Genomic DNA, 25997 nt, shown 5'->3' on the forward strand with positions numbered 1-25997 from the left:
TGGCGGCATGATAGGGGGCGATCCCCCCCTTGGCAAACCTCAATTGTCCCGGAGCGCGCGCCGTATCTGGTTTGCACGCCAGATGACCGACTCCGGGGCCCGGATGGCGACGACCCGTTCAGCCCTTCAAGGCCGCACCGTCCGCAAACCAGTGGGCCGGATCCGGCCAGCGATAGACGAAACCAAGCTGCTGGCAGATGCGCTGACCTTCGATGGGAGCAAACTCCCCCGCCGGCTCGACGAACTGCGGCGGCACCAGCCCGAGCAGGCGGCTCGCGAAGGGGTAGAGCTGCTCCCGGCGTGGGTGAACGGGGGCACTCAGATTGTAGGCATCCCCATCCTGCCCCCGGGCCAGCATCAACTCACAGGCGGCCACCACGTCGTCCAGATGCACCAGGTTCACAGCCTGGCCTCCCCCGGCCAGCGTCTTGCCCGCCAGAAAACGGCCGGGGTGACGGTCAGGACCATAGAGTCCGGCCGGGCGCAAGATCATGGCGCAGTCAACATGCCCTTCCAGCACGGCAAGCTCGGCCGCCCGCATCCGCAAGCCTCTGTCATGGGCTGGAGCGGGCGTATCATCCTCCCCCTGTCCGGCCCCCCAGACCGAAGTCGCGCTGATAAACAGAACCCTCTGAACACCCGCCTCCCTCGCCTGTCGGCACAGACTGGCCACGGACGCCGGGTAATCACCGGTCTTGCTGGGGGGCACGCAGATCACTAGGTCATGACAACGAAAAGGCAGTGGCCCCATGTCAGGGGTGAGCAACAGCGGCCAGGCGGCAATACCCTCCCCCCGCAGCCGTTCAGCCTTTTCGGCCGTACTGACCGTCACCGCGATAGATTGCCCCTGCTCTTGCAATGCCCTGGCCAGGGGCAACCCCAGCCAGCCGGCGCCCACGATACCCGTCTGATACTCAAATTCGTTCGTCATACCCGGATCCTGACAAAAAAAACGGCCATCCAATGATGACCGTCGAAAGTAACGAAGGAAATAGCCGGATTAACCGGTTACCTCCCACAGCGGGAAAATCGGGAGCGCACGCTCCTAATTCGTGGGCCTATCCTAGTGGCAGCGCGGTCAAAAAGCTTTGAAGCGGATCACAGTTGAAAAGGATTTCTGAAAGCGCTTTCAATGTTTTGCGAAAAAGTCGGCCCACTTGGGGCCAACTTTATGACTCAGGCCACCGACTCCCGCCGTACCAGTTCGGCTTCGAATTTGAGCGCCAGCCCCTCTACCGGCTTGTGATCCAGCAGCCTCAGGGCCAGCTCAGCGGCCCGCTCTCCCATCTCCTCGATGGGGTAACGTACCGTGGTGAGCTTGGGATAGATGTATCGGGCATAGGGGATGTCATCAAAACCGACCACAGAGACCTGCTGGGGTATTTTGTAACCCCGCTCCAGCAGACAGGAGATGGCCCCCGCCACCATGGCATCGTTGAAACCCAGCACAGCGCTGAACTCGACGCCGCGCGCCAGCAGCTCGCTCATGGCCACATAGCCACCTTTTTCGTCGGCATAGGCACGGCCGATGAGGGCAGGATCCAGCTCGATACCTGCCCGTTGCAGGGCGAAGCGATAGCCGGCCATCCGCTGCTGACCATCCACAAACTCCTCGTCATCGGAGGTGACGAAGGCAATCTTGCGATGTCCCGCGTCCAGCAGATGCTGGCAAGCCGTGGTGATGCCGGCCTGGTTGTCCAGCCAGACGCAGCGATCCTCGCAGCCTGGCACCTGACGGTTGATGAAGACGATGGGGGTCGTGCCCGACGCCAGCTCGCTGAGCTCTTCGTCAGGCAGCGCCTTGCTGTGAAGGATAAGGGCATCACACTGGCGCTGCAGCAGCGCCTGGATGGCGTGCCGCTCACGGGTCGCGTCGTGGTTGCCGGACACCACGATGGTGAACTTGTTCGCCTTGTCGACCATGCTTTCGATGCCGCGCATCATCTGGGCGAAGAAGGGGCCGCCACACAGATCCCCCACCAGCACACCGATACAGTTGGAGCGCTTGCTCACCAGGGCCTGGGCGAAGCTGTTTGGACGAAAGCTGAGCTCCTTCATGGCCGCGAGGACAGCCTCGCGCTTCTCGGGCGCCACCTGCGCCGTGTTGTTGATCACTCGAGACACTGTCGAAATGGAGACATTCGCCAGCTGAGACACATCTTTGATCGTTGCCACTCTCGATTCCTTTGTTGGAAAAGCCTGTCAGTGATGATCGGGCATTGTATCGAACCTGACAGACCAAGACGCGGCGCCCGATCACCTGGCAGGTTTCCTTTTGTAACAAAGCTTAAGGGATGATAACCATTTTGGGGCAAGAATGGGAGGCCGCCGCCACAACGACTGCCCCCCGAACTCAATAGGCGTGATTCAGCTCGCGTTCCGACATAAAACGCAAAGGCTGCTGCAGCTTGTGTTGATAGATGAGATCGAAAGAGAGCACGTTCTGGACATAGTTGCGCGTCTCCCGATAGGGGATGCTCTCCACCCAGACATCCATCGGCTTGTTGTCGCTCTGCTCGCGCCAGCGCTTGACCCGGCCAGGACCCGCATTGTAAGCCGCCGCCGCAAGGATCCGGTTGCCGTCATACACATCCAGCAGGCGCTTGAGGTAGGCGCTGCCAAGACGAATGTTCATGGCCGGGTCGAACAGTTGCTGCTCGTTGCGATAGGGCACCCCAAGCTTGCCGGCCGTCTCTTTCGCGGTGGCAGGCATCAGCTGCATCAACCCCCTCGCCCCGACCGGTGACTGGGCCAGGGGATAGAGTGCGCTCTCCTGACGGGAGATGGCGTAGAGCAGACTGGTGTTCATGGTGCGCTCTTGTGCCATCTGGGAGAAGGTGCGCTTGAGGGGCAGCGGGAAGCGCAGGTCCAGCGCATCCCAGGCCTCGGCACGGATGCTGGAGAGGATCGCCAGCTCGTGCCAGCCCTGGTTGAGGGCGATGTGACCAAACTCCAGGCGCTGGGCCACGCTGTTGCGATCCATGTTGTGGATCCACTCAGAGCGGGCCGCAGTGATCTCGTTCATCGCCAGCAGTTCACGCACCCGCAGCAGGAAGGGCCAGCGGCGGCTGGCACTTTGCCAGTCCGGCACCTTGTGCGCCACGCTCTGGTTCTTCATGCGATAGGGCACACCGGTGCGCTGGGCCGCCATGAAGCCGTAGAAGCCGCGCAGACTCGCAGTCTCGAGATAGAGGTCCCGCGCCGGTTTCTGCCGCCCCTGTTTCTCCAGCGAGCGCGCCATCCAGTAACGCCAGCGATCCTCTTTTTGCAGCCCCATGGGCATCCGCTTGACCCAGCCTTCGAGGCCGCGCCAATCCTGCTCCCAGATGGCAAGACGGGCCCGCAGCTCCACCAGCTCCGGATCCTTGAGCCGCACCAGGGCCGTATCCAGCCAGGCGCGCTGGTCAGAAGAGCGGTCCAGCAACAGGCGACGGGCGGCGGCCTTCTCCACCCGACTCACCTCGGCATGGTTCAGGCCGAAGCGACGGGCAATCTCCCCCAGTTGGCGCAGAACCGCGTCGGGCTCCTGGTTGGCGTAGCGGGCCAGCCCCAGGGAGAGCAGATGGCGCGACGGGGGCGCCGCCGTGAAGTTGGCCGGATTCATCGCCCGCACGGGTTGGTCATACAGGGCGATCATCTGATCGCCATACCCCTTCATGCCGCTGCCGAGCTGGGCCCCGAGGTGGCGAATGAGGTTGGGGTTCTGGGCCTCGAAAGCCAGGTTCATGCGCTCCCAGATCTTCTCCTGAGTACGCAGACCCGCCTGCTGCCAGAGCTGGAACAGAGGATCGCAGGCATCGGGCCTGGATTGACCGCTCAACCAGAGTTTGCCTGCCTCCTGCAGGGCTTCACTCTGGTGCCCCGTGTAGTAGCGGGCCTGATAGTGCTGACAGAGCAGATCGGTGGAGCTTGGCTTGGCCGGATAGAAGCGCAGGAACTGGGACCACTGCTGGCTCTGGGCAAGATAGGTGAGATAGCTGCGCTCGAGCCGGTTGGACTGAGGAGTGTCCCCGTGCTGGCGGATGAAGCGGGTCACATCGTCGTAGTCTGCCGCCCCGGGACGGAACGCAAGCTGGTAGTAATCCAGATAGGGCAGCAGTGGATAGTGGATCAGGCGTGCCCGAAGCTGGCTGAATTTGACCTGATCATTGGCACGCACGGCCTCATGGGCCTGGCGATAGAGAGACTGCTCCATGGTTTGCGCAAAGGCGGGTGCCACTAGCCCTGGCACGCACAGCGCCGAAAAGATGATTCCCTGCACGACTTTCACGAATGGCATTCTCCCCTTGAAGGCATAACCACCGCCAAAGGGCGGTGGTGACATACCTTCATTCTACCCGCTAAGCACGGGGGCTACGCCACACTATTTTTATCGGTGCAGACGGGGCGATCACCGCGTACCTGACGGCTGACATAGCGTTCAAGGTAGGGAACAGGGAGCGGCTTGGAGGCGAGGTATCCCTGGAAGAAATGGCAGCCCTGTGCCTGCAGAAACTCCAGCTGCTGGCGGGACTCCACCCCCTCCGCCGTCACGTTGAACCCCATGTGGCGGGCCATGGCGATCACGGCCTCGACGATGGCCATGTTGTCACCATCCTTGGGAATGTCCTGGATGAAAGAGCGGTCGATCTTGAGCTCGTCCGTCGGCAGCCGCTTGAGGTAGCTCAGGGAAGAGTATCCCGCCCCGAAGTCATCGATGGCAAAGCTGATGCCCAGGGTCTTGAGCTCCGCCATCTTGCTGATGGTGTCTTCCGCATGACCCAGCACCACCGACTCGGTGATCTCCAGGTTCAGGCAGGCGGGATCCATGCCGGTGGCCGCCAGCACGTCGTGAATGCGATCGACAAAGTCGGGAGCATGGAACTGTTTGGCACTCACGTTGACCGACAGCTGGGGGACGTGGATCCCGCTCTCCTCCCAGGAGACGTACTGGGTACAGGCTTCGTGCAATACCCAGTTGCCGATGTCGACAATGAGATCCGTTTCCTCGGCAATGGGGATGAACTCGGCAGGCGACACTAGAGCACGCCCGGGGGGTTGCCAGCGGATCAGTGCCTCGACACCAATGATCTCCCCCCCCGCCACCATGTGCTGGGGCTGGTAGTGGAGAGTCAGTTCCCCATTGTCGAGGGCACTGCGCAGCTCGTTGTGAATGTGCAGACGCCGGTCGGCCTGCAACTGCATGGAGGCATCGAAGAAGCGCCGGGTCTTGCGGCCCGCCGATTTCGCCTGATACATGGCGGTGTCAGCCTGCTTGAGCAGATCCCCCGCCTCCTGCTCCCGACCGGGGAAGAGGGTGATGCCGACACTGGCGCCGATGTGCAGCACCTGGCCTCTGAAATCATAGGGGGCGGCGATCTCCCCGATCAGCCGCTCCGCTATGAGGTCAGCCTGCATCTCCGCCTGGGGCGGGCTGATGGAGAGCGCTGGCAGCAACAACACGAACTCGTCGCCGCCGAGACGGGCCAAACAATCCCCCTGGCGCACCAGCCGCTTGAGACGGCTGGCCACCTCCTTGAGCAGCCAGTCGCCGGTGGCGTGACCCAGGGAATCATTGATGGTCTTGAAGTGGTCGAGATCGATGAACAGCAGGGCCCCTATGAGGTGACTGCGATTTGCATCGGTGAACGCCTGGGTCAGGGTTTCGTGCAGCTGACGACGATTGGGCAGGCCTGTCAGCTCGTCATAGAAGGCGAGATCCTGGATGCGGCGCTCCGCCGCCTTGCGCTCGGAAATATCCTCGAAGAAGATGACATAGTGGCTGATCCCCCCCTTCTCATCCTGCACCGGCGTGACGATCTCCCACTGGGGATAGGCGTGACCGTCGGCGTGCAGGCGCAGGGTTTCCCCCTGCCAGCGATCCAGGGCGTTGAGCTCGTAACCCAGCCCTCCCAGCCCCGACCAGAGATCGTTGCCAAGGTGCAGACCAATCACCCCCTGGTTGTCAAAGCCGGTGATCTGGCTGAAGGCGTAATTGACCCGCAGGATCTTGAACTCGGGATCCGTGATGATGATCCCTTCGTGAGTTTCAAAGGCCACCGCAGACAGCCGCATCAGGGCGTCGCTCTGCAGGCGCTCCAGCTCGGCCACCATGCGCACCGAGAAGATGGTCAGGACGGAGTCCAGATCCGTGGTCCGGGTCTGGCTCGGGAACAGCAGGGCGAGATGGCCCAGGATCTGACCGTTGCGATCGAGCAGCGGCTGGGCGTAATAGTGCTGGCCCGGGGGCAGGTCGGGATACTCGGTCAGGGGTTCACTCACGGGGACCGAGCTGGAGGGCCCCTGGCGATAGAGTTGCTGGCAGGGCATGTCACAGAGGGCATACTCCTTGACGTCGATGCCGTGGCTCGCCAGCACTCTCAGCCTGTCGAGACCGACCCGCTCCGTCAGCCAGACGGCAGTGGCTCCCAGGATATGGGCCAGTTCGTTGACCAGGGTCTGGCAAAAATCGAGCCCCGTCTTGGCGGAGAGCGCCTGCGCCAGCTTGGCCAGCAAGGGGGCCTGCAACATGGGAAGCGGCGGTGTCACGCCTGCAGGGGAGTCGGCGCGATCCATCTCGCGATGCATCATTTCGAGGGGGGCAAGCCAGCCACAACAGAGCCCCTGTGCAGGCACATACTGACCGTACCAGAGCGCGTGGTGTACCTTGCCGTCCTCATCGCGCAGGTGACCGATGAACTGGCCAGGCTGGCCGGAATCGTGGAGTCTTGCAAGAAAATCGGCGAAACCCGCTTCATCTTCGCGCTCAAGTTGGGTGGCCCAGGGGTGGGCTTCCTCCCCTGCCCAGGGTTCACAAGAGACATGATCAGACAGGCTCCATTGCCCATGCTGCCGATCATAAAACCACATCATCTGGGTGGCTTGCTGCTTCATCTACGACTCCAACCACTACAACCACGTTATCCACCCCGACTCCTGCAGAAAAGCATATCCGTTTGCGCGCATATCTCCACCGGCGCATGGCAATGATGTTGCGATGCGATGAGGCGATGTGGGTGGAGAAAATTCGAGACTATGCGGCAAAAACCAAACATCGGGTCGACACAAGGCGCTGCCGAGGGGGGACAGAAACGATCCTATTTGCTGATACTGCCTGCCTGTTTCACTGAGCTCAAGCGGTTTTTGGCATGAAACGGGAAAAGCTCACAATTTATGGACAGCGGGATTCCCAAGGGCATTTTTCGTGACACAGATCACATTTTGATTTGGCGACATGGGTAATCTGGAGGTGAAGACACAAGCAAGACGACCCGAAGGGGGCCATTATGAAAATCGAAATGACCAGTAAAATCATCGACATCACCCCAGCCATCCGCGAGCGCATTGAATCCCGTTTTGAAAAGCTCGAGCGTCTTCAGGTGCCTCTTATCACACCCCATGTGATCATCTCCAAAGAGCGTTTGATGTATATCGTCGAAGCCACTATCGGCATTCCCAACGGCAAACTGTTTGCGCAAGCAGAGCACGAGGATATCTATGCCGCCATCACGGACCTGGGCCAGAAGCTGGAACGCCAGCTCAACCGTCACACGGAAAAACCCATCGCCCGTCGTGCCGCCGGCAAGGAAGTGCCCCAACCGGACGAAGCAGACGCCTGACAAGGTTCACCATTCATAAAGCAAAAGGCGGGTTATCCCGCCTTTTTGCATTCTACCGTACCGTCACCCCAGCCAGCGCAGCCTGGCATCCACCCCTTGCGCAAGCTCATCGAGCAGCGGCAGCATCATCAGCGGAGCCTCCTCCCTGGGGTCAGCGCCCATAGGTCGGGCCTGCCAGCGCTCGCGACCCAGTGCCGAGAGGTTGTCGTACACCGCGGGATCCAGCGCGGGCGTTCGGCTCACCAGTGGCGGGGAGCGCAGCGCCAGCCAGAGTCTCACATCCGTCATGCACCCGCCCTGTTGCAGACGCTCGTTGAGGCTGGTGGCATCGCTCTCTTCCACCCCGCCTTGCAGGGATGCCCGGGGCATCAGACCGAAACGGGAGCGCCAATCCAGCTCACCCGACGCAGGCTTGGGCGGGGCATCAAACCAGGGCTGCTCTTCCACTGCATCAGTCAGCAGCGCCAGATGCAGCCTGAAGTCGGCACGGTCCCCCGCACGGAGATCCTGGTTGAGCCGTTGGCCCAACTGGGCCTCATCCACGAGCAAGCGGTCACGAATCGCACTGGGCAGCATGAGATAAATCTTGGAAATGAAGGTTTCATTGCTTATCGGCCATCAACCCGATCCTTTAAGCATTAAAAATCCCGGCAGAGGGGTTCACAAGCGCGACAGATCTGTTAGTATGCGCCTCGCACTTGGGGAGGGGTTCCCGAGCGGCCAAAGGGATCAGACTGTAAATCTGACGGCTCTGCCTTCGAAGGTTCGAATCCTTCTCCCTCCACCATTCAAGTGCGCACAATCAGGTCATGCCCCGTGGAGGGGTTCCCGAGCGGCCAAAGGGATCAGACTGTAAATCTGACGGCTCTGCCTTCGAAGGTTCGAATCCTTCTCCCTCCACCATCTTTCAGAGAACCCGGCCTTGTGCCGGGTTTTCGCTTTTCTGCCTTCCACAAATCCCCTTCTTCTACAAAAATAACGGGAGGCCAGGCCTCCCGTCAATATATGCACGCTCTCACCCCGAACCTGCTGGCGACAGCTGTCATCAGCAGGTCGGGCAGAGGGGGATAAGCGTCCCCCCAGGTATCTGTCTTGTCATCCGCGCCCCCTTACAGGGTGAAGCGATAGAAGATATCCACCGCCTGGGCCACCCCGCTCATGGCCTGCAGATAGAGCCTTGGCATCAGCTCGTAGCGCAGCTTGAATTCGGCGATGGGGCTGAACACCCCGACCCCGTACTGGAACTGCAAGCCGGGCAGCAGGTAGGCCGACAGGGTCACCTGGGTGTCATCACCACTGCCTGCGGTATCGAGGGCCACGTCGCTCATGCCGAGGGACTCCCCGATGCTGGAGACCACGCCGCTCGCCTGGCTCACGGCCCCCGCCACCAGCAGGCCGTTGAAGCCGCCATCCTCGCCGCTGGTCTGCAATCCCTTGCCCCGCAACAGATAGGAGAGCTGTTCGGACTGCGCCATCTGCGGCTCGGAATAGACGGTGATCTTCGGCTTGGCAGCCAGCCCCGTCACCCGCACCCCGACGGTCACGTTGTCCTCGATGGTATCCGGATCCCGATAGGTCTCGATGTTGAGATAGGGCTGATCGATGGGGCCGGAGAAGAGGATCCGCCCCTCCTTGATGATGAGGTTCTGGCCATAGGCCTTGAAGCGCCCGTCCCTGAGCTCCAGTTGCCCGTTGCCCGAGAGCGGCTTGGAGGGATCCTGGCGAATGTTGAGGGCCCCTCCCACCTTGGTCTTGAGTCCCATGGCTTCGAGGCGGACGTCGTCCCCGAGCCGGATGGCGAGCCTGATCTCCATGGGCAGCGGTGCCGCCTTGGGGACCGGCGGCAGATCGTCGTAGATGACGGTGACGTCATCGGAGACCGCTACCGCGCTGTCTGGCAGGCTCTTGACCAGGATGCGCGACCAGGGGATGTCCACCTGACCGGTCACCCTGGTCTCCTCCCCGAGAGAGATGGCGATGTCAGGGGTCACCCTGACCCGGCCCATGCCCGGGTACTGGGCCTCCAGCTCCTTGCCCTGAATGGTGAGGCTGCCGGTCACCGGCTGCTGGGCCCAGCTCAGCCAGCCCCCCAGCACCAGGGGGCCCTTGCCCACCATCATGGAGCCGTCGAGTTCGGCCCGGTTGCCTTCTATCTTGAGGCGGGTCACCAGCTTGGAGAGGGTCACCATGTCGGAGTGGGTCTGAACCTCCCCCTCCTTCAGGTTCAGCTCGCCATACAGCAGGGGGGCAGCCAGGGTACCGTCGAAGCGGGCATCCGCCGAGATGACCCCTTGCAGGGAGCGCACTTCGGGAATGAGAGGCGCAAAGGTCGCCAGCTTCAGATCGTCAAACCTGAGTTGACCGCCGAGGTTGCCGCGGCCAGCGGGATCCCGGATCAGCAGATCGGTGTCGATGTTGCCGATCTGCTCGGAAGCGAAATCGACCCGGATGGCGGCCTGCTGGCGCTCGAAATCGATCCCGAGCTCGAGGCGCTGGTAGTCGGTCTTGAGTTCGTCGGCGACGAAGGTCCCAGGCGTGGTGAGCACGGTGGCGTGCAGGGTCGGCTGGTTGCCGCGCCAGCTGGCGCGCCCGTCGGCCGACAGCACCGCCTGCCAGCGGAAATTGTCCGGCAACCAGGGGCGCAGCCGCTTGAGATCAAATTCGTTCAGGGCAAATTCCAGATTGCCCTGGGACTGGGCTATCCGGCTCCCCTTGACGCAGAGACTGGCCTTCTGGGACGCGAGGCAGAGATCCCCCATGGTCAACTGCTGTTTCGGCAGATCCAGGTCCAGAGACCAGGGGGCGGTCAGCGCCCAGCGCTTGAGGGGGGTCTTGAGCTTCAGCTCGGCAAGGGCGCCACGCCAGTGGTCACCGCGCAGGCTGCCATTCAGGCTGAGGTCTGCCGCCAGGGGATCCCCCTTCATGGTCAAGGTGAGCCCGTGGCGCTCGAGATCGCCGCTCAGGTTCAGGGCGATTTGCGAGAGCTTGGTCTCCCCCTGCGCCAGGCTCGCCACCGTCACCGCCACCTCACCGGCGGGCTTCTCCCCGACCAGGGCGTTGGCCTTGATGACGGTCTCCTTGAGGACGGTGCCCGCGTAGGCGAGTCGGCCCGACACCAGATCGGCATTCACGCGCGGCGCCTGCTGGTTGCCGGTGACGCGCACCTGGCCCTTGATGTCCCCTCCCAGACCCGGGTAGATACCCCCAAGCTTGGGCGCATCCAGATCCGCATCCAGCTTCCAGGCCTGGGTCGTGAGCGAGCCTTTGGCCTGCAGCCGGTTTGGGCCGCTTTGCAGCGCCAGGGCCGGGATGGTCCACTCCATCTTGTCGTTGCCGCTGAGCCTGCCCTGCAAGGCCAGGGGATACTGGTTGAGCTTGCCATCCACCTTGAGCTCGGGCAGGGCCAGCTGCCAGTGGCCCGCCTCATCCAGATCGAAGCGACTGGTGATCTTGCCCGCCAGTACCCCCTTGATCTCGGGCACCAGCTCCGCCGGGTTGATCCCCTTGAATTCGGTCGTCCCCTGCCACTGGACCCCCTTGCTCCAGGCCAGCTTGCCGTCGACCTTGAGCTCCCCCTTGAGGGCCCCCAGCAGCAGCTCGATGCGGCTCAGCTGGTTGAGATCCCCCTTGCCCGAGAGCGCCACCTTGAAGGGGGGCACATCGGTCCCCTTGCCGGCGGTGTTGAGCGCAAACTGGTAACCGGAGAGCTTGCCCTTGGCGCTCAGGGTGCCCTTGTCCAGCCGATAGCTGGGCTCATCCTTGGCGGGCTTGTGCAGGGGCCAGGAGAGGCTCTTCCAGTCCAGCGCCAGATCGAAGGGCAGATCCGGGTCGAGGGCCGCGAGGGATCCTTTGAGATTGGCGCCCACCGGCCCCTTGGCCTTGAGTGCCAGCCCAAGCTTGCCCACAGAACCGTCCAGGACGAGATTGACCTGCTCCCCCTTGAGCTCCCCGTCCAGCAGCCCTTGACGCGCCTTGGCATCCAGAGTCAGGGCGAGGGGGTAATCCTCGTGCAGGCGCACCTGACCACTCAAGGTCAGATCCGCCATGGCATGGCGCAAGGAGAGCTCCCGGATGTCGATGCGCTCCTCCTCGGCGGTGGCCGACAGCAAGAGGTTGTCTAGCCCCTCCACCAGCTCACCTTGCTGATAACGGAACGCCGTGGCTTTCAGCCCCTCCAGCTGGATGGGGAAAGGCAGTCGCACCGCCGGCAGCACCATGGGCTCGGGCTTGCTTGCGGCCTGCATCTTGTCACCGGGGGCAGCCTTGCCCTCGCCGGCCGCCAGGGTGGCGCTTTTCTCATCCGCCGGTTTGGCGCCCTTGTCACTGGCCGCCTCCGCCGGGGACGGTGCCACCACCACGTTCAGGCCATCGAGCACGGGGCCGCGCACGATGAGCCCGGCGCGATCCAGGGCGGCGCCAATGTCCAGATCCTTGAGGGTGATCGTCACGCCGGGCACCGCCACATCGAGATCGGCAACCTTGAGGCTGTCGACCTGGATTTTGAGCGGCAACGGATGCCAGACGAAGGGCTCCGACGGCTCTTCCGGCACCGGCTCGGACTCCGCCACCCGGACAACGGGGCGAGTCACCGCCAGAGACTTGATCCAGAGCTTGCCCTGCAGGAGCTTGCCCAGATCCCAGTCCAGCACGGCCCGCTCCACGGTGACATCCACCAGCTCGTCCCGCCAGCCAACCCCTTCGAAGGTCCAGCCATACCCGAGTTGCCCCGCCACCAGCTCCCCCTTGAGGGAGGGCAGCGCGGCTCTGGCCTGTTGCCACAGCCACTTGTTGCCCTGATGGGTGAAGCCCAGCAGGCTGACGCCGATGAGCAGCAGGAAGAAGAGGCCCATGAGCCACAAGAAAATGCGTTTTACCCAGATCACGATGCAGACCCCTGCAAGGAAAGCAGCCGCAGCGGCCAGAAAAGAGAAAGAAGAGGATGTGCGCCTGGTTGCCGGGTCATAGTTCCGGCCCCAGCGCGAAGTGCAGCCGCAGCGGCTTGTCCTCCTCGGAGATGCCCACCGCCAGATCGAGCCTGACCTGACCGATGGGGGTGACCCAGCGCACCCCGACCCCGGTGCCTATCTTCCAGGCCTCGCTGTAGTCGACGGTGGCGGTCCCGGCGTCCACGAACAGGGCGCCGAGCCACTTCTCGCTGAAGCGGTAGTTGTACTCCAGGCTGCCGACGCTTGCGTAGCGCCCGCCGGTCAGCTTGCCATCGTCCCCCCGTGGCGAAATGGTCTCGTAACCGTAACCCCGGACCGTCTGATCGCCGCCGGTGAAGAAGCGCAGGGAGGGGGGGACCAGGGAGAAATCATCCCCGACGATGGCCCCCTGTTCGGCCCGCATCAGGAAACGGTGATCTTCGCCCAGGGTGCGCAGCCACTTGCTGCGCCCCCACACCCGCATGAAGCTGATATCGGACCCCCAGTAGGGGCTCGAGAACTCCATCGTCAGTTGCTGGCGATCCCCCCAATCCGGCACCAGACCGCCGCGCACCCGCAGCCGTGACCAGGAGACGCCGGGGATCAGCAGCAGGCTGTTCCCCTCGTCCTGACCCTGGACGTAGCGCTCGTTCTCCAGGCGCACAAAGACGTCTCTGTCCCAGCTCTCCGGTCGGCGTGTCCAGCGGTGCACCCCGAAGGTGGCCAGATCGGAGCGGGTGTCGTTGTTGTCGGTGTATTGATAGCCCGCCTGCAGGGAGTAGTAATCCCGTAGCGGGTTGCCCACCGGGATCTGGTAGTCGAAGCTGAGCTCCGCTTCCGGCGCCGAGATCTTGGCGGTGCTGGAGAGGCGGTGACCATAGCGGTTCACCCAGGGTTTCTCCCAGGTGGCACTCAGGCGCGGCCCCACGTCCGTGGCATAACCGATACCGGTCTCAATCTCGTGATCGACCCGGTTGGAGAGGGTCACCTGCACCGGCACCCGGTTGCCCTCGGCCTGGCTGATCAGGGGTTTGATGTCCACCTGCTTGAACAGCTTGGTGGAAGAGACATCCTGGGACATCCCCGCCAGACGGATCGCCAGATAGGGGTCGCCGCTCTTGATGTTGATGAGCGGGCGAATAAGGTGCAGTGCCTCCGGCGTCGCGTCATAGCGGATCTCGCCGAAATGGTAGCGCGGGCCGGAGCGAAACAGGATGTAGATCTCCGCCTTGCCCTGTTCCGGGAAAACCTTGACCTGGCTCTTGCTGATCTTGGCGTCAAAATAGCCGCGGGCCAGCCCCAGACTGCCGAGATCCGCCTTGATGGATTCATATTTGCCGTGGTTGAGGGGATCTCCCTCCTTGAGGGGCAGCTTGTCCAGCAGCTCGCTGTACACCTCGTCGCTCCCCGCATCCCCTTCCAGCAGGATGTCGAGGCGCGAGATGATCACGGGTTCCCCCCGCTCAATCTCGATCACCACCTTGGCGGGCGCCTTCTTGTCGCGGTTCAGGGTGATCTTGGGCTGGTAGTAGCCATAGACCTGCAGCGCCTTCTGTACGCTCTCGGTGATCTTGGCGCGGGCGGGGCGGTACTGGCGTTCCTGGTAGACGGGCAGGGCGTTGAGGTAGGCCTCGACGTTGTCTTTCTGCTCTCCCCTGACCCCCTTGATCTGGTAGGTCAACTTGGCCGCCATGGCGGGCATCGCCATCAGCCAGAGAGCGAGGGCGAGGGCGAGCAGCAAGAGACCGGGCCCGGGGCGACGGGATCGCCCGGATGAAGTGCTCCCGGTGAGAAAAGTAGGATAGCATCCTGTCAAACGTCAGTTTCCCCGAATAACATGATTTAAAGATTGTGTTATTTAGTACGATACCGAGACTCATCCCGGGCGAGTGCCGCTCATCCTAGCATAATCGCGACGCCGAAATCCCACGCTCGGGGCCCCTTTGCGTGCCGCTCTGCCACCCCCGGTGCGGGGATCGCTTCGGCCCTGCAAGGAGCCAGCCGTGTGTAAGGAGCCAAACTGCGCACAATCCGGGCAAGGGGCGAACAAAATGCCACCACCGACCCCGCCACGCCGGATCTCCCCTGGCGGCCTTGGGCTGGCAGCAGGGTCCGGCTCGTCGCGACACCCCTTGTCGGACACCCCGCATCCGGCGGGTTTCGTCAACCCGTCCCCCTCGACTTGCTCCGCGCTCTCTTCCCCATCCTGCCTGCTATTGAACAGGAAAATAAGTTTAAATCAATCACTTGAATAGATGGCACTAAAGCTTCGTTCAATTCAATCGATTTATCCCGCTGCCCCTGCGCTCCTGCCTGTCCCACACTGATCCCAATCATCGCAGGAGAGACCCCATGCACCTACGTAGCGAACAACTGGCTGACTACATCGCCGACCGAATCGAGTTCATCACCTTCCTGGCCTGCTGCAGCGCCCTGCTGGCCCTGCTGACCGGCATGAACGGCCAGCAGGCCCTCGCCTTCACCGCGCTCAATCTGCCCTTTGGCCTGGCCCTGCTGCTGGGCATGGCCCTGCTCGCTCCCCTGTCTGCCCACTGGCGCCTGCCCGGCATAGTTCTGCTGCTGGTGAGCGCAGCCCTGGCCACCCTGCAGATGGGGGGCAACTGGCTCAACCCCCTGGCCATCTGGAGCCTCTATGCCCTGCTGGGGCTGGAGATCCTCTGGCAATCCCGGGCCAGGGTCCCCCTGGCCACCGGCCCCCGGAGCCGGGTCTCGCGCCCGAGGGGCTGACGTGGAGGCGCAATTGCAGTAATCTTGTGCCCCCTTTCCCCTCGCCGAGGAGCATTCCGATGAAAAAAGCCTGTGCCCAGCACATCCTGGTCAAGACCGAGAAACAGTGTCTGGAGATCAAGGAGAAGCTCGCCAAGGGCGCCGATTTCAGCCAGATGGCCAAGCGTTTCTCAACCTGCCCTTCCGGCAAGCGTGGCGGCGATCTGGGGGAGTTCTCCAAGGGGGACATGGTCAAGTCCTTCGACGATGCCGTGTTCAAGGGGGAGCTGCTGACCGTGCTGGGGCCGGTGCGCACCAAGTTCGGCTTCCACCTCATCAAGGTGCTCTATCGCAACTGATCCAGGGCAACGAGGCCATCGGCTCTCTGAGCCGCACGCCCGGGATTGATGATCATTTACTAACGTTATCAGGCAATTAAGTTTATCCTTCTGGGCATAGTTCCATCCTGTCCCGTGGATCCCTCATATGCACAGCTCTTTGTGGTGGCCGCTGCTGACCTGGCTATTGCCCCTTTGCGGGGCCCTTGGCAGCCGCGCCCATCTCTGGCCCTGGTGGCTCGGCTTCATCCTCTGTCTCGCCAGCGCCCTCCTCAGCCTCGTGCTGCTGCTGCGCCTGCCCTGGCGTTATCGCCGCACCACCAACCTCTGGCCGGATATCTGGGGCATAACTCCCCTGCTGTTGCCCCTGCTGTTTCTCGTCCAGGCGCTGCGCTCCCCCCTCACCAACGACGTCAGCACGGATCCCTACCATCCGCCACGGCTCCAGTGGGCCGAGCAGCTCAGAAGCCAGGAGGATCTCCCGGTCTCCCCCCCGCCCCTGCAAGTATTTCCAGGCAACCCCGGTCCTCTCTATACCCGGGCATCCCCGGTCGAAGTGCTCGCGGAAGCCGAGGAACTGATGACGGAGCTGGGCTGGCAGGTTCATCCGGGCAGCGAGGGTATCGATGCCGTCGTCACCACCGGCTGGTTCGGGTTTCAGGATGACGTGGCCCTGCGGGTCTTTGCCGGGCCCAAAGAGACCCGTATCGACATGCGCTCCGCCTCGCGCCAGGGGCGCAGCGATCTGGGGGTCAACCGGGCACGGATCATCGATTTCCTGAATCGGTTGAACGAGCGCCTGGGCGGGGCCTACAAGCCCAAGATGGAGAAGCTCAAAGAGGAACAAGATGCGCATTGAGGTCAAACCGGACCGGGCCTACGCCTGGTTCATCCGCCCCTTCTTCTGGCTGCAGAAACGCAACTACGGTCAGGTGCTGATCCCGGGCAAGTGCTGGGGGCGCTCCCCCAGGCTGTTCGCCGCGGTCGCCACCCTCTACGGCGTCATCAACCGCAAGCGCTCCCCCATCGACCCCGTGCTGCGCTCCCTGGTGACGGTGCGAGTCTCCCAGCTCAACTGGTGTCGTTTCTGTGTCGACATCAACGCCATGACCCTCGTCAAGCGGGCAGGCTCCAGCGACAAGGTGGAGGCGCTGGCCCGGTGGCGCGACAGCCCCTTGTTCGACGAGCGGGAACGGGCCGTGCTGGACTATGCCGAGGCCATGACCGGGCTGGATGGCGTGAGCGACGAGCAGGCCGCCCGCCTCAAGCCCTGGTTCGATGACGACGCCCTGGTGGAGCTCACCGGCCTCATCGCCTTCCAGAACATGTCCGCCAAGTTCAATGCCGCTCTCGACATCGCTCCCCAGGGGTTCTGCCAGTTGCCGGTGCAACCCGAGCGCCCCCTCGACAAGGGGCAGGGATGAACCGGGCACGCCTGCTGCTGTTGCTGGCGATGGGGGCCCTGGTCGGCACCTTCTTTGCCCTCGACCTTGACCACTATCTGAGCCTCACCCAGTTGCAGGCTCATCAGGAGCGCCTGGCCCTTTGGGTCGACCGCCATGTTGTCGCGGCCAGCCTGCTGTTTCTGGTGCTCTATGTGCTCACCACCGCCCTCTCCCTGCCGGGGGCGGCCCTGCTCACCCTGGCGGGCAGCGCCGTCTTCGGCATCCTGTGGGGGCTCTTGCTGGTCTCCTTTGCCAGCTCCCTTGGCGCCACCCTGGCCTTTCTCAGCGCCCGCTTCCTGCTGCGGGACTGGGTCGAGACACGCTTTGGCGACAAGCTGGCGAGCGTTCAGGCCGGCATGCAAAAGGAGGGGGCCTTCTATTTGCTGAGCCTGCGCCTCATCCCCCTCTTCCCCTTCTTTCTGGTCAACCTGGTGATGGGGCTCACCCCCATCAGAGTCAGCACCTACTACTGGGTCAGCCAGCTCGGCATGCTGCCGGGCACCCTCGTCTACGTGCTGGCGGGGAGCGAGCTGGCTACCCTCACCAGCACAGGCAACCTCTTCTCCCCCGGCCTGCTGGCCGCCCTGACCCTGCTCGGCCTGATGCCCTGGCTGATGCGTGCCTTGCAGCGCCGTCTCGCCCTCTACCGGTTGCACGCCCCCTACCGCAAGCCTGCGCGCTTTGACTACAACCTGCTGGTGATAGGCGCCGGCGCCGGAGGTCTGGTCACCAGCTACATCGCCGCCGCGGTGAAAGCCAGAGTGGCCCTCATCGAGCAGCACAGGATGGGGGGGGATTGCCTCCATACCGGCTGCGTCCCCTCCAAGGCGCTGATCCGAAGCGCCCGCTTCGCCTTTGAACAGCGCAAGGCCACAGAGCTTGGTTTTACCCCGAGCCAGAGCCGCGCCGACTTCGCCGCCGTGATGGCGCGGGTCGCCCGGGTCATCGAGGAGGTCGAACCCCACGACTCGGTGGCGCGCTATGAAGGACTTGGGGTGGAGTGCATCCAGGGGCGGGCGCGAATCACCTCCCCCTGGGAGGTGGAGGTCAACGGCAAGCGCCTGACCAGCCGTCATATCGTGATCGCCACCGGCGCCCGCCCCCGGGTGCCCGCACTGCCGGGGCTGGACAGGGTTCCCTACCTCACCTCCGACACCCTCTGGCAGCGACTGCGTGAGCCCCCCCGCCATCTGCTGGTGCTGGGAGGGGGCCCCATCGGCTGCGAGCTGGCCCAGAGCCTGGCCCTGCTCGATATCCCCGTCACCCTGGTGGAGCAAGGCCCTCAGCTGCTGCCCCGGGAAGATAGGGACGTCGCCGGGGCCCTGGCCGCGCAGCTGGAGCACGACGGCGTCACCCTGCACCTCGGCTGGCAGGCTACCTCGGCCGGGTATATGGACGGTAAAGGCACCAACCTGCCCATCCGGCTGCACCTGCGCCGGGGGGACGAGACGCTGGTGGTTGAGGGGGACCAGCTGCTGCTGGCCCTTGGCCGGGAGGCCAACGTGAGCGGTTTCGGGCTGGAGGCGCTGGGGGTTGAACTGGCCCCCGGCGGCACCCTGGCCATCGACGGCTTCCTCGCCACCAACTACCCCAGCATCCTGGCGGTGGGGGACGTTGCCGGCCCCTACCAGTTCACCCATTTTGCCGCCCATCAGGCCTGGTATGCCGCCATCAACGCCCTCTTTGGCCAGTTCAGGCGCTTTCGGGCAGACTACAGGGTCATGCCGGCAGCCACCTATACCAGTCCGGAGATAGCCAGGGTCGGCCTCAACCAGAAAGAGGCTCGGGCCCGAGGCATCCCCTTCGAGTCGACCCGCTTCGAGATGGCCGAGCTGGACAGAGCCATCGCCGACGGCGAGTCAGGGGGCTTCGTCGAGGTGCTGACGGTGCCGGGCCGTGACAGGATACTCGGGGCCACCATAGTGGGTGCTCACGCCGGCGAGCGGATCGCCGAGTTTGCCCTCGCCATGCGCCACCGCCTGGGACTTGGCAAGATCCTCGCCACCGTTCACCCCTACCCCACCTTGATGGAGGGGAACAAGTACGTGGCTGGCGCCTGGCGCCGTGCCCGCCAGCCCGGGCGCCTGCTGGCGCTGCTGGCCCGTTATCACCGCTGGCGCCGCGGCGCCTGACTCTGACGAGGCAACCATCATGTTCACGACCCGACTTCGCGCCCTGCTCCGTCCCCTGATGGCCGCAGTCCCCCTGCTGCTTGCCTCCCCGCTCCACGCCAATGACGCGTCGTGGCAGCAGACCCTGCTGGCCGCCAGGGGGCAGACCGTCTACTTCAACGCCTGGGGGGGCAGCCCCGAGATCAACGCCTATCTGGTGTGGGCGGGGCAGGAGATCGCTCGCCAGTACCAGGTCGAGCTGGTGCAGGTGAAGGTGGATGACATCGCCCAGAGCGTGAGCCAGTTGCTGGCCGGCAAGCAGGCTGGCAAGACGTCGAACGGCCCCATCGACCTGCTCTGGGTCAACGGCGAGAACTTCAAGGCGCTCAAGGAGCAGGGGCTGCTGGGGGCCCCCTTTACCGACGAGCTGCCCAACATGGCCCTGGTGGACACCGCCCTGCCGGTGAGTGAGGACTTCACCGTGCCGGTCGAGGGGCTGGAGGCCCCCTGGGGCATAGGCCAGCTCAATCTGATGGTGGATGGCGACCAGGTAGACGTTCCTCCCACCTCGGCGGCCGCCCTGCTTGCCTGGACCAAGGCTCACCCCGGCCGCTTCACCTACCCCAAGCCTCCCCAGTTTCACGGCTCTAGCTTTCTCAAGCAGATCCTGCTGGAGCTGACACCGGATCCGGTGCCCCTCTATCGGGAGGCGACCGATGCCGACTTCCTCCGCGTCACCGCCCCTCTCTGGGCCTGGCTCGACCAGCTTCACCCCGCGCTCTGGCGAAAGGGCAGGCTCTTCCCCACCGGCGCCGCCGAGACCAGGCAGTTGCTCGATGACGGCGAGCTGGCCATGGCTATCAGCTTCAACCCGGGGGAAGCCCAGAGTTCGGTGCAAAACGGCACCCTGCCCCCCACCGTCCATGCCATCGCCATGGAAAAAGGGGCGCTCACCAACAGCCATTTCCTCGCCATCCCCTTCAATGCCTCCGCCCGGGCCGGGGCCAAGGTGGTGGTCAACTTCCTGCTGAGCCCCGCCGCCCAGGCACGCAAGAGCGACCCCGCCTTCTGGGGGGATCCCAGCGTGCTGCGCCAGGAGGCGCTGCCAGGCCAGACCCGTCCGGCATTGCGCTTCAAGGGGGTGGCAGAGCCCCACCCCAGCTGGCAGACCCGGCTGGAAGCGGCCTGGGCCGAGCGCTACGGCCACTGATCCATCATGCAGGCGCGCGCCCCTCTTCTCCTCCTTTTGCCCTTTTTGATGCTGGGAGCCCTGCTGCTGGGGATCCCGCTCGCCGGGGGCCTGCTGTGGCTGGTCATCGAGGGGCTCTCCCCCGCCAATCTATCCCTCTTGCTCCCCCAGCCCGGACTCTGGCACTCCGCAGGGTTGAGCCTCTGGGTGGCGGGCGCCTCCACCCTGGGGGCCCTCGGCGCCACCGCCCTGCTTCTCGCCCAGGGGGACGGGCGTCCCTGGATGCGCTGGCTGCGCCGCCTGCTCTCCCCCCTGCTGGCGCTTCCCCACGTCGCCTTTGCCATCGGCATCGCCTTTCTGATCGCTCCCTCCGGCTGGCTGCTGCGCCTCGTCGCCCCCCTGCTTGACCTCACCCATCTGCCCCCGGACTGGCAAACCCTCAAGGATCCCTGGGGGCTTGGCCTCATCGTGGTGCTCATCCTCAAGGAGACTCCCTTCCTGCTGCTGATGGCGCTGGCGGCACTGGATCCCGCCAAGGTGGCGCGCCAGCAGTGGCTGGGGGCCAGCCTCGGCTTCAGTGCCCCCCGGATCTGGTGGCGCCTGCTGCTGCCCGCCCTCTGGCCCGCCCTGCGACTGCCCCTCTACGCGGTGGCCGCCTATGGTTTGGCGGTGGTGGATCTCGCCCTGCTGCTGGGGCCGGATGCCCCGCCGCCCCTGGCGGTGCGACTCTGGCTCTGGTATCAGGATGCCGACCCCGCCTGGCGCGGCGCCAGTGCCAGCGGCGCCCTCTTGCTGCTCGCCCTCAACCTGCTGCTGCTTGGCGCCCTCAGGCTGCTGGAGCGGGCCCACCTCACCCTCGGCAAGGCACGCTGGCTGGATGGGCGACGCGCCCCCGCCTCGCCCTGGCCCGCACTCATTGCCCGCATCGGCGTGTGGGGGCTGCTCCTGACCAATCTGCTGGTGCTCGCCGCCCTGCTGCTCTGGTCCCTGACCCGGCGCTGGTCCTTTCCCACCCTCTGGCCGAGCGAATGGAGCAGCCACCACTGGCTGGCTCTGCTGCCGAGCCTGGGCCCGCTGCTGTGGCAGAGTCTGTGGCTGGCCCTGCTCTGCGCCGCGCTCTCCCTGCTGCTGGCGGTGCTCTGCCTCGAGGCGTTGCCTGCGCACCGCGCCACACGCACCCTCTGGCTTGTCTGCCTGCCTCTGCTGCTGCCCCAGGCCAGCCTGCTGTTTGGATTGCGCCTTCAGACCGACGGGCTGGGATTCACTGGCATAGGCCCAGGCTGGGTACTCTGGAGCCAGTTGATCTTCGTCTTTCCATACGTCTATCTCTGCCTGCACGGCCCCTATCGCCAGTTCGACGAGCGCCTCACCCGGGTGGCCCTCACGCTCGGGGCCAGCACCTGGGGGGCCTGGTGGCGAGTCAAGGGTCCCCTGCTCGCCCGTCCCCTGTTGTTCGCCTTCGGTGTCGGGGCGGCGGTGAGCCTGGCCCAATACCTGCCGACCCTGCTGTTCGGGGGCGGGCGGGTCGTCACCATCACCACGGAGGCGGTGGCCATCGGCAGCGGCCTCAACCGGCGGCTGGCGGGGCTCTACGGCCTGCTGCAACTCCTGCTGCCCCTTTTCATCTATGCCCTGGCGCTCTGGCTGCCGCGGCGCATCAACCCCGCCCTGAGGTCCTGACCCGATGCTGCACACCTCCGCACTCACCCTCTTCCTCGACGGTGCCCCCCTGCTGACGCTCCCCCCCCTCAGGGTGGCCCCGGGCGAGGTACTCACCCTGATGGGACCGAGCGGCTGTGGCAAGAGCTCCCTGCTGGCGGCCCTGGCGGGAGTGCTGCCACCCGGGGGCCCCATCCGGCTGACCGGGGACATCCTGCTCGGCGCACATCGCCTCACCCCGCTGCCCCCCCAGGAGAGGGGGGTCGGCATCCTGTTTCAGGATGACCTGCTGTTTGCCCACCTGACGGTGGCCGAAAATCTGATGTTCGGCATGCCGGCGCATCTCAAGGGGATGGCGGCAAGGCAGACCCGGGCCCGCGAGGCGCTGGCCGAGGTCGGGCTGGAGGCTCAGGCGGACAAGCTGCCAGGGGCGCTCTCCGGCGGCCAGAAAGCCCGCGTCAGCCTGCTGCGAGCCCTGCTGGCCGAGCCCAGGGCATTGCTGCTGGACGAACCCTTCTCCCGCCTCGACAAGCCGCTGCGGGCGGCATTCAGAACCCTGGTGTTCGAGCGCCTGCGCACGCAGGCCATCCCCGCCCTGCTGGTGACCCACGACGAAGAGGATGCGCCGGGCACCATCTTGCAACTGATCCCCCCAGCCAGCCCAGAAGAGGAGCACCACCTTGTTTGATCGCCACCTGATCCCGGTTATCCGCCGCCCCCTCGCCGCGCTCGCCCGCCCCCTGTGCCGGGCCGGGGTGAGCGCCAACCAGGTGAGCCTCGCCGGCTTTCTCATCGGCATGCTGGCGCTGCCGCTGCTGGCCTTTGGCTGCTATCAGTGGGCGTTGGCGGCGATTCTGCTCAACCGGCTGCTGGACGGGCTGGATGGCGCCGTGGCGCGGGAAACGGGCATCACCGACTGCGGCGGGTTTCTCGACATCACGCTGGATTTCATCTTCTACGCCGCCGTGGTGCTGGGCTTTGCCCTCGCCGACCCGGCCAACTCCCTGGCCGCCGCCACCCTGCTGTTCGCCTTCATGGGCACGGGATCGAGCTTTCTGGCCTTTGCCATCATGGCCGGCAAACGGGGCATCGAGAGCCCCGTCTACCACCACAAATCCCTCTACTATCTGGGCGGGCTTACCGAGGGGAGCGAAACCATCGCCCTCTTCGTGCTCATGTGCCTCTGGCCCGCCGCCTTCGTGCCACTGGCCTACGGTTTCGCCCTGCTCTGTGCCATCACGACCCTGACCCGGATCTGGAGCGGCTACCACACCCTGCGCTGACGGGATCCCGGAGGGCGCGCCGGCACGGAGCACTTGCGCCTGCACGCCAATGTTTTACCATGACGGCACTCTTTTTCAGGCTCACGAGAACCCTATGCGTCGCCTTGTCTGTGTCCTCTCCCTGTTTCCCCTGATCTACGGCTGCAGCAGCACGCCGGCGCCCAAGCCCGTGGTCAAACCCCAACCCAACAGCGCCTTCATCAACCAGACGCCGCCGAGCAAACCCTTCTACGGGCAGGTGAGCCAGCCCGGGGTCAGCAAGGGGGACTTCGCCAATCGTTCCAACGTGGACAACTTCGTGCAGCGGATGGTGCAAAAGCACGGCTTCGACGGCGCCGAGCTGCACCGGGTACTGGCCCAGGCCGAGCGTTATGACTGGATCATCAAGCTGATGGACGCCCAGGCCCCCACCACCAGACCGCCCACCGGCCCGACCGGCGCCTGGAACCGCTACCGCGCCAAGTTCATCACCCCGGACAACGTACAGAACGGCGTCAACTTCTGGCGTGAATACGAGAGTGAACTCAACCGGGCGCAGCAGATCTACGGGGTGCCACCCGAGATCATCGTCGGCATCATCGGGGTGGAGACCCGCTGGGGTCGGGTGATGGGCAAGACCCGCATTCTCGACGCCCTGGCGACCCTGGCATTTGACTACCCGCGCCGCGCCGACTTCTTCACCGGCGAGCTGGAAGCCTTCCTGGTGATGACCCGGGATGAGGGGATGGACCCCACCGAACCCAAGGGCTCCTATGCCGGGGCCATGGGCTACGGCCAGTTCATGCCGTCGAGTTTTCGCAACTACGCGGTGGACTTCAACGGCAACGGCCACACCAACCTGTGGGATCCGGTGGATGCCATCGGCAGCGTGGCCAACTACTTCAAGGCCCACGGCTGGGAGAAAGGGCAGCCGGTGGCAGTACGCGGCCAGGGACAGCTGCCGGGCTATGAGCACGGCTTCCAGACCCGCTACCCGGTGGCCACCCTGCGCGGTGCCGGGCTGGCTCCCACCGGCTCCCTTGGCAATCACAAGGAGGCGAGCCTGCTGCGTCTGGATGTCGGCACCGGTTACCAGTACTGGTACGGCTTGCCGAACTTCTACGCCATCACCCGCTACAACCACAGCACCCACTACGCCATGGCGGTATGGCAGCTTGGCCTTGCCGTCAGGGATGCCAGAGGCGGCTACTGAGCCAGCCTCAATGCCAACGAAAACGGGCCCGATGGGCCCGTTTTGCTATTCGTTTTCCAGCAACCAGCGCTTGAGCAGGGCCGCCAGCTGCTCCTGTTCGGCCAGGCTCAATGGGGCCAGCAGGCGACGCTCGTTCGCCACGTGCTGCTCCACCGCATGGTCAACCAGCTCCCGCCCCGGCTCCGTCAGGCAGACCAGCAGGCTGCGCCTGTCATCGGGGGAGGCTTCACGTCTTATCAGGCCACGCTGCTCCAGCTTGTCGAGCCGGGCCGTCATGGCCCCTGAACTCAGCATGGCGGACTGGTAGAGCGCGGTCGGGGTCAGCGACTCGCCGGCCCGACGCAGGGTCGCCAGGATATCGAAATCAGACCCCAGCAGACCGCACTCCTTGAGGGTCTCGTTCACTTCGCGCCCGGCGATCGCCGCCATGCGCGCCACCCGCCCCAGCACCCCCATGGGGGTGCAGTCGAGGTCCGGGCGCTGCCGGGCCCACTGGGCCAGCAGCTGATCTACATGATCACTCTCCATTGGGGCTCCATTATCTTTACATGAAGATACTTGATAATAAACCAACTCGCGACTAATGTATCTTTACTTGAAGATACTTTGTTGCGAGATAACCATGCCACTGCTGATCGCCCTGCTCGCCCCCCTGCTCTGGGGCAGCACCTATGCCGTCGTCAGTCTCTACCTGACCGACTACTCCCCCTACTGGGTGGCCGTGTGGCGCGCCCTCCCCGCCGGGGTGCTGCTGCTGTTGCTCCATCCCCGCAGGCCGCCTCTCGTCTGGAGCAGGCAGTTCCTGCTGGCGTTTTGCAACATCACCGCCTTCTTCGCCCTGCTGTTCGTGGCGGCGTTTCGCCTGCCCGGCGCCGTGGCGGGTACGTTGGGAGCGACGCTGCCCCTCATCCTGATGGGGCTGGCCTGGCTGCAAGACGGTGTCAGACCGACGATCAAGTGGCTGTTGCTGGGGGTGATGGGGCTCGTCGGGGTGCTCTTGCTGCTCAATCCCTCTGCCAATCTGGATCCCGTCGGCGTGGCGTGCGCCCTGCTCGCCACCCTGCTCATCGGCCAGTCGAGCCGCTGGATGCAACGCTGGCCGGTGGACGATCTGCTGGCCCTGACCGCCTGGCAGCTGCTGCTGGGCGGCCTGATGCTGATCCCGCTGGCCTGGTGGCTGACCGGCCCCATGCCCCTGCCCCGGGCTGACGCCACTCCCGGGCTTATCTGGCTGGTGATCCTCAATACGGCTCTGGCCTACTGGGCCTGGCTCTGGGGACTCAAACGCCATGGCCCGGAGGTGATGGGGATGCTGGCCCTCACCAACCCCATGGTGGCGGTCTCCTGCGGTGTGCTGATGGTGGGAGAAACCCTGGATGGCCGTCAGTGGCTCGGCATCGGCATCATCCTGCTCTCTCTCTTCCTGATGAAGCTGCCGGCCCGCTCCTTCCTCAAGCGCTGGCAGAACCGCAAGGCCGCCACCGGCAGCGTCGACAACGGCTGATCCGCAGTCAACCCGACACAAAAAGA

Annotated in this window: 20 protein-coding genes and 2 tRNA genes; 14 read left to right on the forward strand and 8 right to left on the reverse strand. The window is 64.4% G+C overall.

Features of this window, described 5'->3' with window-relative positions:
• Positions 1-118: 118 nt before the first annotated feature.
• The 4 genes from ACPW74_RS12575 to ACPW74_RS12590 all read right to left on the reverse strand — a co-directional run bounded on the left by ACPW74_RS12575 (position 119) and on the right by ACPW74_RS12590 (position 6873).
• Positions 119-931 carry an NAD-dependent epimerase/dehydratase family protein gene (locus tag ACPW74_RS12575; protein ID WP_124813597.1) on the reverse strand — a complete coding sequence of 271 codons (813 nt, stop codon included), beginning with the start codon at positions 929-931 and terminating at the stop codon, positions 119-121.
• Positions 932-1176: 245 nt separating this feature from the next.
• On the reverse strand, positions 1177-2175 hold the full coding sequence (locus ACPW74_RS12580) for a LacI family DNA-binding transcriptional regulator (RefSeq protein ID WP_039038828.1): 999 nt from the start codon (positions 2173-2175) through the stop codon (positions 1177-1179).
• A 178-nt stretch (positions 2176-2353) separates the two neighbouring features.
• On the reverse strand, positions 2354-4270 hold the full coding sequence (locus ACPW74_RS12585) for a transglycosylase SLT domain-containing protein (protein ID WP_143238301.1): 1917 nt from the start codon (positions 4268-4270) through the stop codon (positions 2354-2356).
• A gap of 83 nt (positions 4271-4353) precedes the next feature.
• The gene (locus tag ACPW74_RS12590; RefSeq protein ID WP_143237333.1) at positions 4354-6873 is read right to left on the reverse strand and encodes a putative bifunctional diguanylate cyclase/phosphodiesterase; all 2520 of its coding nucleotides are present in this window, start codon (positions 6871-6873) and stop codon (positions 4354-4356) included.
• A gap of 392 nt (positions 6874-7265) precedes the next feature.
• On the opposite strand from ACPW74_RS12590, the gene hpf reads away from it, so the two are divergent.
• On the forward strand, positions 7266-7598 hold the full coding sequence (hpf, locus tag ACPW74_RS12595) for a ribosome hibernation-promoting factor, HPF/YfiA family (RefSeq protein ID WP_223924477.1): 333 nt from the start codon (positions 7266-7268) through the stop codon (positions 7596-7598).
• 63 nt (positions 7599-7661) lie between these two features.
• Here the strand turns inward: hpf and ACPW74_RS12600 are convergent, their stop codons facing one another.
• A complete protein-coding gene (locus tag ACPW74_RS12600; protein ID WP_041215524.1) occupies positions 7662-8174 on the reverse strand; it encodes a VC2046/SO_2500 family protein in 513 nt (170 codons plus the stop codon).
• A 126-nt stretch (positions 8175-8300) separates the two neighbouring features.
• Between ACPW74_RS12600 and ACPW74_RS12605 the strand changes: the two genes are divergently transcribed.
• Together ACPW74_RS12605 and ACPW74_RS12610 are read left to right on the forward strand one after the other, a co-directional pair.
• Positions 8301-8385, forward strand: a tRNA-Tyr gene (locus tag ACPW74_RS12605).
• 31 nt (positions 8386-8416) lie between these two features.
• A tRNA-Tyr gene (locus ACPW74_RS12610) sits at positions 8417-8501 on the forward strand.
• A 206-nt stretch (positions 8502-8707) separates the two neighbouring features.
• Here ACPW74_RS12610 and ACPW74_RS12615 read toward each other — a convergent pair.
• Positions 8708-12481 carry an autotransporter assembly complex protein TamB gene (locus ACPW74_RS12615; RefSeq protein WP_223924476.1) on the reverse strand — a complete coding sequence of 1258 codons (3774 nt, stop codon included), beginning with the start codon at positions 12479-12481 and terminating at the stop codon, positions 8708-8710.
• Positions 12482-12557: 76 nt separating this feature from the next.
• Complete coding sequence (locus ACPW74_RS12620) at positions 12558-14339, reverse strand: autotransporter assembly complex protein TamA (protein WP_223924475.1); 1782 nt, start codon at positions 14337-14339, stop codon at positions 12558-12560.
• Positions 14340-14875: 536 nt separating this feature from the next.
• On the opposite strand from ACPW74_RS12620, the gene ACPW74_RS12625 reads away from it, so the two are divergent.
• From ACPW74_RS12625 to mltB, 10 genes are all read left to right on the forward strand, one after another.
• Positions 14876-15271: a hypothetical protein gene (locus tag ACPW74_RS12625; protein ID WP_113977987.1), complete on the forward strand. Its 396-nt coding sequence runs from the start codon at positions 14876-14878 to the stop codon at positions 15269-15271.
• A 59-nt stretch (positions 15272-15330) separates the two neighbouring features.
• Entirely contained in the window at positions 15331-15609 is a 279-nt protein-coding gene (locus ACPW74_RS12630; protein WP_039039827.1) for a peptidylprolyl isomerase, read from the forward strand.
• 127 nt (positions 15610-15736) lie between these two features.
• Positions 15737-16447, forward strand: coding sequence for a DUF1499 domain-containing protein (locus tag ACPW74_RS12635; protein WP_113977985.1), 711 nt, complete (start codon positions 15737-15739; stop codon positions 16445-16447).
• Positions 16437-17012: a carboxymuconolactone decarboxylase family protein gene (locus ACPW74_RS12640; protein ID WP_039039829.1), complete on the forward strand. Its 576-nt coding sequence runs from the start codon at positions 16437-16439 to the stop codon at positions 17010-17012. Before ACPW74_RS12635 ends, ACPW74_RS12640 begins: the two co-directional genes overlap by 11 nt.
• Positions 17009-19165 carry an FAD-dependent oxidoreductase gene (locus tag ACPW74_RS12645; protein ID WP_113977983.1) on the forward strand — a complete coding sequence of 719 codons (2157 nt, stop codon included), beginning with the start codon at positions 17009-17011 and terminating at the stop codon, positions 19163-19165. The genes ACPW74_RS12640 and ACPW74_RS12645 overlap by 4 nt, the downstream gene beginning before the upstream one ends.
• 19 nt (positions 19166-19184) lie before the next feature.
• Positions 19185-20354, forward strand: coding sequence for an ABC transporter substrate-binding protein (locus ACPW74_RS12650; RefSeq protein ID WP_113977993.1), 1170 nt, complete (start codon positions 19185-19187; stop codon positions 20352-20354).
• A 48-nt stretch (positions 20355-20402) separates the two neighbouring features.
• Positions 20403-22013 (forward strand): ABC transporter permease, encoded by a 1611-nt coding sequence (locus tag ACPW74_RS12655; RefSeq protein WP_425858156.1) that lies wholly within the window; start codon positions 20403-20405, stop codon positions 22011-22013.
• Between the two features lie 4 nt (positions 22014-22017).
• On the forward strand, positions 22018-22680 hold the full coding sequence (locus ACPW74_RS12660) for an ATP-binding cassette domain-containing protein (RefSeq protein ID WP_113977980.1): 663 nt from the start codon (positions 22018-22020) through the stop codon (positions 22678-22680).
• Positions 22673-23275, forward strand: a complete 603-nt coding sequence (locus ACPW74_RS12665) for a CDP-alcohol phosphatidyltransferase family protein (protein ID WP_104452683.1) — start codon at positions 22673-22675, stop codon at positions 23273-23275. The genes ACPW74_RS12660 and ACPW74_RS12665 overlap by 8 nt, the downstream gene beginning before the upstream one ends.
• Before the next feature lie 94 nt (positions 23276-23369).
• Positions 23370-24467, forward strand: coding sequence for a lytic murein transglycosylase B (mltB, locus tag ACPW74_RS12670; RefSeq protein ID WP_045525304.1), 1098 nt, complete (start codon positions 23370-23372; stop codon positions 24465-24467).
• A 45-nt stretch (positions 24468-24512) separates the two neighbouring features.
• Here the strand turns inward: mltB and ACPW74_RS12675 are convergent, their stop codons facing one another.
• Entirely contained in the window at positions 24513-24995 is a 483-nt protein-coding gene (locus ACPW74_RS12675) for a MarR family winged helix-turn-helix transcriptional regulator (RefSeq protein WP_113977979.1), read from the reverse strand.
• Positions 24996-25089: 94 nt separating this feature from the next.
• Between ACPW74_RS12675 and ACPW74_RS12680 the strand changes: the two genes are divergently transcribed.
• Positions 25090-25971 carry a DMT family transporter gene (locus ACPW74_RS12680; protein WP_113977977.1) on the forward strand — a complete coding sequence of 294 codons (882 nt, stop codon included), beginning with the start codon at positions 25090-25092 and terminating at the stop codon, positions 25969-25971.
• The last annotated feature ends 26 nt before the right edge of the window (positions 25972-25997 follow it).

The organism is Aeromonas sp. INTO2, from assembly GCF_049860605.1.
In the GTDB taxonomy this organism is placed as follows: Bacteria; Pseudomonadota; Gammaproteobacteria; order Enterobacterales; family Aeromonadaceae; genus Aeromonas; species Aeromonas caviae.